Below are 11,817 nucleotides of genomic sequence, written 5' to 3'. Positions count from 1 at the left end.
AATTCTTTGCGTCACAGACCGCTGGCACCATCCCAGATCAGTTTCAGGGCGATGATGAACAAGCCTGCATAAGTGATTTTGTAAAACAGCTCTTTGTCGATGTGCCTGACGATCTTAATGCCTGCGATTGTTGCCAGAGGTGCTAATGGCAGCAAAATCAGCGAGGTGGAGATGTTCTTGGCATCAAACTGTCCAAGTGCGAAGTAGGGCAGAACCTTTGAAAAATTGACTGTGGCGAAGAAAATGACGGCGGTTCCTGCCATGACGGGCGGAGCCAGTCGCAGAGGCAGGACGTACATCTGAAACGGTGCGCCGCCAGCGTGCGCAATAAAGCTGGTTATGCCGGAGATCGTTCCCCAAATGCCGCCCAGGATGACATTGTGTGGTTTGGGCGCTTTGTTGGCTTTGTTGTTGAACCAGTAGTCCAACACGAAGATGAGTGCGATGACGCCAGTGACCAGCCGGATCAGTGTTTCGGAAATGTATGCTGCAGTGAAGTATCCGATCAGGGTGCCCAGGAGACCTGCCGGGATAAGAATAAGAAGTGTTTTGCGACAATAGATTGCACGGTAGGAGAATAATCCGACAGCATCCATGACCAGCAGGATGGGAAGGAGAATTCCTGCAGCTTGCACAGGTGGAATAGCAAGGGACATCATCGGCACACCCACGAGTGCAAGGCCTCCGCCGAATCCTCCTTTTGCCATGCCAACAATGAAAACAGCAGGTATTGCACAGAGGTAGAAGAAGGGATCGGTAATAGGCAGCATGAGTTACCACCCGCTATGATGCGGGCAAGTCCTTTTTTTATAAGAGGAAACTAAGAAATAGGTGGGTTGAAACTATGGGGTCATCTTTAGTTATAAGCCGATTTTCTAATATAGCAAAACTTGCCTTTGGGTCATTCAAGGCTCAGTCTTAGCCGAACCTGTGGACAGGTACTATGCAGGGGTGCATGGGAGGAGAGCAGCTATGACGAGCCGATACCACGACGTTTACAATGGATGGAAAGAAAACAAAGAAGCCTTCTGGGACGAAGCGGCTAAGGGCATTGATTGGTTCTCGCCCTATACAAAGACTTTTGATGCTTCGCAGGGCACCTATGGACGATGGTTTGTGGGTGGTGAGTGCAACACTTGCTACAACTGCGTTGACCGTCACGTAGAACATGGCCGTCCGGGACAGCCAGCAATCATTTACGACAGTGCAGTTACCGGTGAGAAGCGGACCTACACCTATCTTGAAGTGCAAGAGCAAGTGGGCGCTATGGCGGCTTTGCTGCGTGAGAAGGGTGTTGAGAAAGGCACGATGGTGCTGATCTACATGCCGATGATCCCGCAAGCGATGTTTGCCATGTTGGCGTGCGCACGCCTTGGCGCGATCCACTCCGTAGTGTTTGGCGGCTTTGCTGCGCAGGAGCTGGCGGTTCGTATTGAGGATTGTAAGCCTAAGGCGATCATCAGTGCTTCCTGCGGTATCGAGCCGGGCCGAGTGGTAGAATATAAACCGCTGCTCGACAAGGCAATTGAACTGTCCTCTCACAAACCAGATTTCTGCTTCATTCAGCAACGCGAGCAGCTTATCGCTCCACTGAATGAAGGACGTGATTATGATCTTGGCGTGCTGATGGAAGGCGCGGTGGCTGAAAAGATGACCACCGAGTGTGTTCCGGTTGCTGCGACAGATCCTCTTTATGTGCTTTACACTTCTGGAACCACCGGCCAGCCGAAGGGCGTGGTGCGTGACAACGGTGGTCACATGGTAGCGCTTAAGTGGTCCATGGAGAACCTTTACGGCATTGATCCGGGTGAGGTGTTTTGGGCGGCTTCTGATGTGGGCTGGGTCGTTGGTCACTCCTACATCGTTTATGCGCCGTTGCTTCATGGTGCTGCGACGGTTCTTTATGAAGGTAAGCCTGTTGGAACACCGGATGCTGGTGCATTCTGGCGTGTGATCTCTGAGCACTCTGTGGTGTCTCTGTTCACTGCACCGACTGCGTTCCGTGCGATCAAGAAGGAAGATCCGGAAGGGACTGAGCTTGCCAAGTACAGCATTGCTGGGCTTCGTTCGCTGTTCCTTGCTGGTGAGCGTGCTGATCCAGATACGATTTTGTGGGCTGAGAACCTGCTGGGCGTGCCGGTGATTGACCATTGGTGGCAGACTGAAACCGGTTGGTGTATTGCGGGTAACCCACTTGGCCTCGGCAAGTTGCCAATCAAGTTGGGTAGCTCCACAGTGCCTATGCCGGGTTATGATATGCGTGTACTGGATGATGAAGGCAACGAGCTTGGCGCTGGTGAGCTGGGCAACATTGTCGTCAAACTGCCAATGCCTCCTGGTGCTTTGCCAACGCTATGGAATGCAGATGACCGCTTCAAAGATGCGTATCTCTCTGAGTTCCCGGGTTATTACAAAACAGCAGATGCTGGTCTGATGGATGATGAGGGATATCTCTTCATCATGTCCCGCACAGATGACATCATCAACGTGGCTGGCCACCGTCTGTCTACCGGTGGCATGGAAGAGGTTCTTTCTGAACATCCGGACGTGGCTGAGTGTGCTGTGATTGGTATTTCTGACAATCTCAAAGGTCAGCTGCCTTGCGGGTTTGTGGTGCTGAAGAGTGGCGTTGAGAAGCCAACCGATGTGATCGAAAAAGAGCTTATTGCTCTGGTTCGTGAGAAGGTTGGTCCTGTGGCCGCATTTAAGTTGGCAATCACTGTTGAGCGTTTGCCGAAGACCCGTTCTGGCAAGATCCTTCGTGCAACCATGCGCAAGATTGCCGATGGTGAAGAGTTCAAAATGCCAGCAACCATTGATGATCCTGCAATTCTTGATGAGATTGCAGAAGCTATCTCTGATCGTGGTTTGGCTTCAGTCAGCTAAATTCAGAGGAGCTAAGGAGTTTTACTGGAGAAGTGCATCGACATGGCTGGCCTTAGAGATTAAGGTCGGCGAAATTTCGGCATTGCCAGAGGTATCTTCAAAGTGAAACTAGAGAAGAAAGTTGCGATTGTAACCGGTGGCGCTCAAGGCATCGGTTACGCTATTGCGCAGCGATTTTTGCAAGATGGCGCCAAAGTCATGCTCTCCGACTCGGATGAGCGTGCAGGGGAAGCGGCTCAGGAAGCTCTCTCCGAGTTTGGACACGTGGCGTTCTGCCATTGTGATGTCAGCGTCCGTCTTGATGTGCGCAACATGGTTGCGAACACTCTGGATGAGTTCGGCGACGTTGATGTGCTGGTCAACAATGCTGGCATCACGGCAGGTGGTGATTTTCTGGAACTTTCCGAGGAAGATTTTGATCGCGTGCTGCGTGTCAACCTGAAGGGTGCGTTCCTGTGCTCTCAGGCCGTTGCACGTCATATGGTCGAGAAGGTTGAAGACGGTGGTTCCGCTGGTTCCATCATCAACATCAGCTCCGTCAACAGTGTGCTCGCAATCCCTGATCAGGTGCCTTACACGATCTCTAAAGGTGGCTTGAACCAGCTGACGCACGTTTCTGCTGTTGCGCTGGCAAAGTACGGCATTCGCGTGAATGGCATTGGTCCGGGTTCTATCGAGACCGAGATGCTTAAGAGCGTTGTTCAGGATGCAAGTAAGATGGAAACGGTGCTTTCCCGCACCCCGCTTGGTCGTCTGGGACAGCCAGCGGAAGTGGCAAGCATTGCTGCTTTCCTTGCTTCCGATGATGCGAGCTATGTTTCCGGGCAGACCATCTACGCTGATGGTGCGCGCATGCCGTTGAACTATACGGTAGATGTGAGTGAGCCTGAGTAAGTCTTGCTGATTGCACTAAAGAAGCCGCGCTTTAAGTAGCGCGGCTTCTTTCGTTTTAGCTGGCTTTTTCCTGCGCGTTTAGCGCTTCGGCGCCGATCTCAAACTGCATTCTGGCGAGCTTGGCATACAGGCCGTTTTGAGCAACCAGTGTATCGTGTGTGCCTTCTTCGACGATCTTGCCGCCATCCATCACGACGATGCGATCTGCTTTCAGCACTGTTGCGAGGCGGTGGGCGATGATCAGTGTCGTCCGGCCTTCCATAAGCTTGTCGAGGGCTTTTTGAACGATGGTCTCGCTTTCAGCATCCAATGCGCTGGTGGCTTCGTCGAGAAGCAGGACAGGAGCGTCTTTCAGGATTGCGCGGGCGATGGCAATGCGCTGGCGCTGGCCGCCTGAAAGCGTTACACCACGCTCGCCAATGAGTGTGTCGTACCTGTCTTTCATGGTGGTAATGAAATCATCTGCCAGCGCAAACTTAGCGGCTTCGATGATCTGCTCGCGTGAAGCGCTTTCCTTACCGAATGCGATGTTCTCAGCAATGGAGCTGCCGAAGATTGCCGTGTCCTGAGGGACCAGTGCGATGTGCTCGCGCAGGTCGCGTGGGTCAGCTGCATCCAACTCGGTGCCATCCAGTGTGATTTTGCCTGAGACAGGATCGTAGTAACGCATCAGGAGCTGGAACAAAGTGGATTTGCCTGCGCCGCTTGGGCCAACGATAGCGACTGTCTCGCCCTTCTTGACGGAGAGGTTCAAGCCTTCCAACACACCTGCTTCCTTAGCCGTTGGGTAATGGAAGGCGACGTTGTTGAACTCTAGCTCACCGATTGCAGGAGATGGCAGTGCGACTGGGTTGGCTGGTGCGTTGATATCTGAAGGGACATGCAGCAATCCGGTGATGCGATCTGCTGCACCAGCTGCTTTTGCCAGTTCGCCCCAGACCTGAGAGAGCTCGCTCATGGCGCCTGCTGCGATGATGGAATAGATGAGGAACTGGGTGAGCTGACCACCTGACATGCGACCGTCGATAACGTCCAGCGCTCCGACCCACAGTACTGCGATGATGCTGGAGGAGATAATGAGAATGATGGTTCCGATCAGGAACGCACGTGCACGCGTGGCGACGAGGGCGGCTTCGTAGGTTGTCTCGATATCACCTTCAAAACGATCTGAAACGCTCTTCTCGTTGGTGAAGGCCTGAAGGGTGCGGATGGAGCCAAGTGCCTCTGTGGCGTATGCGATGGCGTTTGCGAGGGTGCTTTGCGCATGGCTGGTTCTGTTGCGTACAGCGCGGCCAAAGCCGAGGAGTGGTAGTACGATCAGCGGGATTGCTAGCAGCACGAATAAGGAGAGGCGCGGGCTGGTGATTACCATCAGAGTGGTGGAACCAGCAAACATCAGCAGGTGTCGCAGAGCAATTGAAGCGCTTGCGCCAAAGGCAGACTGAATGAGTGTAGTATCCGCTGTCAGCCGTGAGATGATCTCACCGGACTTGGTTTTGTCGTAGAATGAGGGGGATAAATAAGTGAGGTGGCGGAACACGTCCGAGCGTAAGTCTGCAACGACTCGCTCGCCAATCATCATCACCATGTAGTAGCGCAGTGAGCTGGTGAGTGCGAGCAGTGCAATGACAAAAATGATGCCAAGGAAGTAATCGTCGATCAGGTTTGGATTGTCGCCGGTGAAGCCATAATCAACCATATAGCGGACAGCAATGGGCAGGACCAAGGTAAGACCAGCAGCAGCCAGCAAAGCAAAGGTTGCCAGAACCAAGCGGGCCTTATGCCTTAAAAGATAAGGGAAAAGTGTTGCGAGTGGACGCAAGGTCTTTTCCCGATTGTTTGAGTCCCGCTGGCTCATGCCACCCCCGGATATCTGCGAAATCATCTAAGTTTATCTTATGATGCAGTAGATGTGTCCCGATAGTTTTAATTGCAAGCGCTTTCTCTGGATTTCTGCGGGCTGTACCCTCTTGTTTCCTCGGTTTGGATGGGGTATAGACCCCTTCACGATTATGCCGTGCTTGTGTGAGCGCGGCTTCTTTCTACCGATGCTTCAGGCCAGCCCAAAGCCCATCTTAGGATTGAGGCGGCCCGGCCGTTGCTGACAGGACAGTTTAGTCATGAAACAGGACATTCATCCAGATTACCACACCATCACTGTAAAGCTCGTTGATGGTTCCGAATTCACCACCCGTTCTACTTACGGTAAAGAAGGTGACACCCTGCAGCTCGACATCGATCCGAGCTCCCACCCAGCATGGACTGGTGGTGACCGTCAGCTCATGGACCGTGGTGGTCGCGTGTCCCGCTTTACCAACAAGTTTGGTGGCTTCCTGGGCAAATAATTGCTCTGAAGTTTGCGAAATTAAAAACCCGAAGCGTTTGCTTCGGGTTTTTTTGTGCGCGTTTGAGGAGTGCGCAGGGTTGCTGGCGGAGTTGGCCAACAAAGACTATTTGAAAGCGGCTGAGATTTGAGAGAGCTGGTCGCCGACCGGATTGGAGCTGTTTGCTGCCTGCTCGCGGAGCATCTCTTCCTTGAGCATGTTGTCGACGTGTTTGATGCGCCTTTGTAGCTTGAATGATGTTTCGATCAAGCCGCGCAGTTGCTCAGGTAGATCGTTCCAAGCGGGGTTCTGCATTTCTTTGGTTGCGTTGTCGACGCGGATCTTGTTCTTTTCGCTCTGGGCTTCAGCCTGAACAATCTCACCATCATTTACGGCGCGCTGCAGGAGGAGCCAGGACGCAAGCTGCATCAGGCGAGTGGTGAGGCGCATGGACTCTGTGGCATAGGCGAGGGAGGTGGCTGGGCCGAGGGCTTTGCTCTGCTTTCTGCCGGGGCCATCCAGGTAAGAGGCTGTCTCTTCAATCAGTCCCATGCCTTCACGAAAAAGCTCCGTGAAGTTTTGAGATGTCATGAGGCGCTGTGCAAAGTTGAAGGTATTCTCCGGTCCTGTTTCAGTTCTGAATTCACCCATCTTAAAACCCCTCAATTAATGCGTTGCGTCTCTCTTGCCATCGTCCTTTGCATTCCCAGTCTGAAACAATTACGGCTCGAAAATTGAAGTGAGCCTTTTGAAAAGAATAAAACTGTCTCGAAATGGAGCAAGAGATCTTACTTCAATCTGAACGGAGCAAAGCCCGTGCCAACTCATGGTTGTGAATTGAGTGGTTAAGCCGGGTTTGGGTGTTGAACCGGCAGAAAAAAAGAGCCGCATCGGTGCGGCTCTGAGGTGTTTTAACAGGGAGGCGTCAAGCAGAGTGAACGTTCACTCTGGATCCAGATCAACTGGAATAACTAAGTTCTAATTTAAAATGGTTAACGATACGTAAATTGTAAGTATCCAATTTATATATTTGCGAATTGTAGCTTGCATTTATATGATTTTAGCCAAGTTGTTTGTTTTAAATGTTGTTTGATTACTTGAAGAAGCTTTCTGCTGATGCGTTTGCGTCTGACTTTGTTTTGATCTCGTTTTCGACGCGCTTGATCTCTTCCTTAAGTTGTTCAAGTCGCTCATTTAATTCGTGGATTGAAAGGTTGCTGAGCGGCTCTCCCACAACAATGCCAGAGGTTGTGGAGCGCGGTGTTTCGTCATCATCAAAAATTCCCATAGCGCTATGAACTCCTTGTGTTGACCCTGAGTGCTGCTCCATTTCCAAAAATGAAGAAAACACCTTTGGTGGGGTAGACGGGATTTTGTTGGGAACTATTCTTCACCTAATTGAGAAAGTGAGCAAGCGGCAGTTTTGGCGAGTGCGGAGATTGGGGCAGCAGATGACAGTAGGGGGACATCCTGAAATGATGAAAGCCGTGGTGATGAACGGTGTTGGGGGCTCGGAAGTCCTTGAAATTGCAGAGGTTGAGGTTCCGAAGCCTGGTGTTGGTGAGGTTCTGATCAAGGTTCATGCTGCTGGCGTCAATCGGCCGGATGTCATTCAGCGCAAAGGGGCATATCCGCCGCCTCCGGGTGCTTCGCCTCTACTCGGCTTGGAAGTCTCCGGCGAAATTGTTGAGCTAGGAGAAGGGGTTGCCTCTCATAAAGTTGGCGAGCGTGTGTGTGCGCTGACGCCGGGAGGGGGATATGCGGAGTATTGTGTGGCGCCTGCTGCGCATGTTCTGCATGTGCCGGCTGGGATGTCCATGGAAGAAGCGGCTGGCGTGCCTGAAGCCTTCTTCACCGTGTGGTCGAATGTGTTTGATAGGCTGGGATTGCAGTCCGGGGAGAAGTTCCTCGTACATGGTGGTTCTTCTGGGATCGGAACGACTGCTATTCAGCTGGCAAAGGCCTTTGGGGCTGAGGTGTTCACCACCGTCGGCTCTGAGGAGAAGGCACAGGCCGTGCGGGAGCTTGGGGCGGACTATGTCATCAACTATCGCACTACCGATTTTGTAAAAGAGATCGGCAACATCACCAGCAAACAAGGTGTTGAGGTGATCCTTGATATGGTTGGCGGTGATTACGTGGAGAAGAACTGGATCGTGGCCGCCATTGAAGGGCGGATCTGCCAGATCGCGACGCTGCATGGGCCTTCGGAAAATGTCAACTTTAGCCGATTAATGATGAAGCGGCTGACACATACCGGTTCTACGCTTCGACCACGGACCAACGAATACAAAGGGCATATTGCCGAGGCTCTGCATGAGAAGGTCTGGCCGCTGCTGGAAAGTGCAAGGGTGAAGGTGGTTATGGATAAGGTCTTTGATATCAGTGATGTAAGGGCTGCCCATGACAGGATGGAAGGGTCCAGCCATATCGGAAAGATCATCCTGAAAGTTGCTTAGAGCATTCTGCCTGCATTCGCAGTCACACGTTATGCTCTAGCATGTATTCGGGGAGCGAGTTCTTATCGTTTGACCCTGTTCAATCAGAGGGAACGCGCTTCAGGGAAAGTGCATAGGTGCCGCTTCAATTCGCACAGGTTTCCTAAAGAAGCTGGCGGCAAGTGTTGATCTGGTTTGCTTTTGGGGAAATGTGGGCGTATAGTGCGCTCAAGTTTCCCCAAAAACTCTTATGGAATTCGGCTTCGCCACCTTTGATTAGGCTGTGGAGCACACAGGAGGGATTTATACAATGTCCAACGCACCGCTTATGCCAAAGGCAACAGCCGTATGGTTGGTAGATAACACCGCTCTGGGCTTCGATCAGATTGCTGCGTTTTGTAAGCTGCATCCGTTGGAAGTAAAGGCGATCGCTGATGGTGAAGCTGCACAGGGCATCAAGGGTATGGACCCTGTTCTGACTGGCCAGCTGACCCGCGAAGAGATTGAAAAAGCTCAGAATAACCCGAGCTACCGCATGCAGGTGCAGGAGTCCAAGGTGCGCGTTCCTGAGAACAAGCGCAAGGGCCCTCGTTACACCCCGGTTTCTCGTCGTCAGGATCGTCCAAATGCAATTCTGTGGCTGGTTCGTTACCATCCTGAGCTGCTGGATGCACAGATCATGCGTCTTGTTGGCACCACTAAGCCAACCATTGAAGCGATCCGCACCAGAACGCACTGGAACTCTGCGAACCTTGAGCCGATGGATCCTGTAACTCTGGGTCTGTGTTCCCAGATTGAGCTGGACATCGAAGTTGAGAAGGCTGCGAAGAACGCTCCGAAGCCTATGGAAGGTGAAGAGCCGCAGACCCTTATGCCTGTTGATGAAACAACAAGCGAAGACGCGATTGCAGCTGCGTTTGCGACCCCAGCACCGAAGACCCGTGAAGAAGAAGAGGAAGTGGATGCAGACGCTGTGTTCGCGAACTTCAAATCCATGGGTGAAGGTGATGAGGACGAAGACGAGCGCTAAAAACTCGCTTTGAAGGGGCATAACTCTCAAAAAGCTGCCCCGATTTTGTAGGATAACCTGAAAAGCCGCTGCCCACCCGGGCGCGGCTTTTTTGCTGTTTGCGTTGCTATGTTCAGCTTTGCGTTATTCTGCGTTTTTTATGTTTTCGCTGCGTTGCTGTGTTTGTTGGATGAGTTAAATTTTTTGACAGGAATCTTTTCCTCGTTACAGCGTGTAGGTGTACTGTAACTCTTAAGGCTTCTTATCGATCAATAAATAGCATTGCTAGGTGGTGCTTTTTTCCTGCTGGTTTTCGGGATGTTTAGAGATGTTCATTCGTGTGTTCTTAGTGCTGGCTTTTGCTGCACTATTAGGTGTTTCTAGAGCTTCAGCCTTTGTGGGAGGAGGAGAGACACTCCTGATGGATTTGCCTGAAGGATATGAGGTTGTGAACATTGAGAACGTCGCGGGGCTCGAGATCACCTATATGTTTTCAGAGGATGAGGATCTCAGTGATTATCACGAGAGTTTAGAGCTGTTTAACTACCCGTTTGGCGGAGCGGAAATGTCAGAGTATGAAGCATTTTACGAGAAGTATGAGCATCCATTCTGTCAAGAAACCACGACCACCTTTGTTCGCAAAGGACGGGAAAACCAAGTCGAGTATGCACTCCTAAAAACCTCTTGTGTCGTTCCCCGGGCTGTGAGTGGGCTGACTGTTCTGACTAAACTTATTTTGGGTAATGCCAGAACATATGTTGTCTCCAAGACTTGGATGTATGAACCTGATAAAGCCGAGATGGAAACATGGGCCAAATATCTAGATGGGGTTCATGTATGTGACACCCGAGTTGATAAGAGAGGGTGTATGTAAAACCAGTATAAGGTTGGTGCTGTGTTAGGATGGTCTCTTAAGCGCAGTGTACGGTTTTCTTTGGCCTACATTTTTCTCAAGTAATATTTTCAAAGGTTTATGATGCGCGTCATCGGTTTGTTTTTATCGTTTTTCTTTCTGATCTTTGGAGAGGTAGTTCAAGCTCAAAGCATCATCGAGCTTTCGGAAAAAGGCGGATTGCACGCGGCCTATGTTGTTCCAACAGATGACTACGACCGGGTAGATGTGCAGTTGATCGTTCTTTCAGGAACGTTTGATGATCCTGAACCATCTGGCACTGCTCATCTGACAGAGCATCTGGCCGCTTTCTCGTCAGACGCCACAATTTTAAGAGAGCCCAGAGAACGTGATATTCATGCCTCGATCACGCCAGTGTCCACGGTTTACACAAATTCTGGTGTGCCTTCTGATGCAGAGCTGCTGTTGCGGTTGTCTCGAGCTGTGCTTGACACACCAAGTGTGCCAGCAGGTTTTGCTGAAAGTGAAATCGAAATTATTCGACGTGAAACATTGCTTCGTGAAAGGCAAATTCCTCGTCGCTGGTTGAGGCGAATTGCTCTTCAAAACCTGTATGGAACTTTGCGTGGACGTGCGAACAACACAGTTGATGATCTACCCAAGCTGAGTGTTGAAAAGGCCTATCAGTTCCATAAGGAGCATTATGCTCCTTCCAATGTAACCCTGATTGTGTCTGGCAAGATTGAGCCGGATACAGCTGCCGAGCTTGTTGCGCGTGTGTTTGGTGACACAGAGCACTCTGCTGTTCCTGACAAACCTTGGCTAGATAAGAAACCCGATCCTGCGCACAGATCTGTCGAATACATTGAATCGAACAAGCTGATGCGCGATGCAGTGCAATTCATTAAGTTCATAGAATTTGAAGGTGAGCAATCCAGCATAGATATGCAGGGTGAATTTTTCATCGCGAGCGACATTCTGATTAGTAGATTAGAAAATGCTCTTTATTTTGAAGACACTAGATTTTTTATAGATGACATAGATATGCATTTTGTAAGAAACGCAGATCTTGAGCTTTCTATAAATGTGCAGCTGATGCCCGACTTCAGCTTGGATGAGGCGCACAGCATTGTGAAAGAGACCATGGCCAGTTTGCTGGATGAGCCGATCAGCAGCCATGAAATTGATCAGGCGCGTAAGAAAGAAGTGACGAATGCTCTGTACGCCAAACACCGACCTGACTTATTTCTATCATTCCTGAATAACGTCGCTGCAGATGGATTCCCGCCTGTTAGCCCGTCAGTGTTCGCGGAGATGTTGGGCAATGTAACTGACCGAAATGTCATTAATTTCGTGAAAACGATTGTGAAACCGTCGGCTACGTCAGTCATTTTAGCCAAAAAAGTAGATTGA

Annotated in this window: 11 protein-coding genes; 7 read left to right on the top strand and 4 right to left on the bottom strand. The window is 50.9% G+C overall.

Annotation, left to right across the window (positions count from 1 at the left end; translation table 11 throughout):
* Window positions 1–11 precede the first annotated feature (11 nt).
* Window positions 12–770 carry a sulfite exporter TauE/SafE family protein gene (locus PSE_RS22970; RefSeq protein ID WP_008551587.1) on the bottom strand — a complete coding sequence of 253 codons (759 nt, stop codon included), beginning with the start codon at window positions 768–770 and terminating at the stop codon, window positions 12–14.
* Window positions 771–972: 202 nt separating this feature from the next.
* On the opposite strand from PSE_RS22970, the gene PSE_RS22965 reads away from it, so the two are divergent.
* Together PSE_RS22965 and PSE_RS22960 are read left to right on the top strand one after the other, a co-directional pair.
* On the top strand, window positions 973–2,886 hold the full coding sequence (locus tag PSE_RS22965; protein WP_014286976.1) for a propionyl-CoA synthetase: 1,914 nt from the start codon (window positions 973–975) through the stop codon (window positions 2,884–2,886).
* Window positions 2,887–2,988: 102 nt separating this feature from the next.
* Window positions 2,989–3,780: an SDR family NAD(P)-dependent oxidoreductase gene (locus PSE_RS22960; protein ID WP_008551498.1), complete on the top strand. Its 792-nt coding sequence runs from the start codon at window positions 2,989–2,991 to the stop codon at window positions 3,778–3,780.
* Window positions 3,781–3,835: 55 nt separating this feature from the next.
* On the opposite strand, the gene PSE_RS22955 is transcribed toward PSE_RS22960, so the two are convergent.
* Window positions 3,836–5,638 (bottom strand): ABC transporter transmembrane domain-containing protein, encoded by a 1,803-nt coding sequence (locus PSE_RS22955; protein ID WP_208998029.1) that lies wholly within the window; start codon window positions 5,636–5,638, stop codon window positions 3,836–3,838.
* Window positions 5,639–5,900: 262 nt separating this feature from the next.
* Here PSE_RS22955 and rpmE point away from each other — a divergent pair, with 262 nt between their 5' ends.
* Window positions 5,901–6,125, top strand: coding sequence for a 50S ribosomal protein L31 (gene rpmE / locus PSE_RS22950; protein WP_008551475.1), 225 nt, complete (start codon window positions 5,901–5,903; stop codon window positions 6,123–6,125).
* Window positions 6,126–6,230: 105 nt separating this feature from the next.
* Here the strand turns inward: rpmE and PSE_RS22945 are convergent, their stop codons facing one another.
* Window positions 6,231–6,755, bottom strand: coding sequence for a DUF1465 family protein (locus PSE_RS22945; protein WP_014286973.1), 525 nt, complete (start codon window positions 6,753–6,755; stop codon window positions 6,231–6,233).
* Window positions 6,756–7,197: 442 nt separating this feature from the next.
* Entirely contained in the window at window positions 7,198–7,392 is a 195-nt protein-coding gene (locus PSE_RS22940; RefSeq protein WP_014286972.1) for a DUF1192 domain-containing protein, read from the bottom strand.
* A gap of 163 nt (window positions 7,393–7,555) precedes the next feature.
* On the opposite strand from PSE_RS22940, the gene PSE_RS22935 reads away from it, so the two are divergent.
* The 4 genes from PSE_RS22935 (at window position 7,556) to PSE_RS22920 (ending at window position 11,817) form a co-directional block, all read left to right on the top strand.
* Window positions 7,556–8,563 carry an NAD(P)H-quinone oxidoreductase gene (locus PSE_RS22935; RefSeq protein ID WP_083841639.1) on the top strand — a complete coding sequence of 336 codons (1,008 nt, stop codon included), beginning with the start codon at window positions 7,556–7,558 and terminating at the stop codon, window positions 8,561–8,563.
* Between the two features lie 289 nt (window positions 8,564–8,852).
* Window positions 8,853–9,572 carry a DUF1013 domain-containing protein gene (locus PSE_RS22930; RefSeq protein WP_008551584.1) on the top strand — a complete coding sequence of 240 codons (720 nt, stop codon included), beginning with the start codon at window positions 8,853–8,855 and terminating at the stop codon, window positions 9,570–9,572.
* Between the two features lie 307 nt (window positions 9,573–9,879).
* A complete protein-coding gene (locus PSE_RS22925) occupies window positions 9,880–10,425 on the top strand; it encodes a hypothetical protein (RefSeq protein ID WP_014286970.1) in 546 nt (181 codons plus the stop codon).
* 99 nt (window positions 10,426–10,524) lie between these two features.
* The gene (locus PSE_RS22920; RefSeq protein ID WP_014286969.1) at window positions 10,525–11,817 is read left to right on the top strand and encodes a pitrilysin family protein; all 1,293 of its coding nucleotides are present in this window, start codon (window positions 10,525–10,527) and stop codon (window positions 11,815–11,817) included.

The sequence above is a fragment of the Pseudovibrio sp. FO-BEG1 genome (assembly GCF_000236645.1).
In the GTDB taxonomy this organism is placed as follows: domain Bacteria; phylum Pseudomonadota; class Alphaproteobacteria; order Rhizobiales; family Stappiaceae; genus Pseudovibrio.
This window is presented reverse-complemented; position numbering and strand designations above follow the sequence as displayed.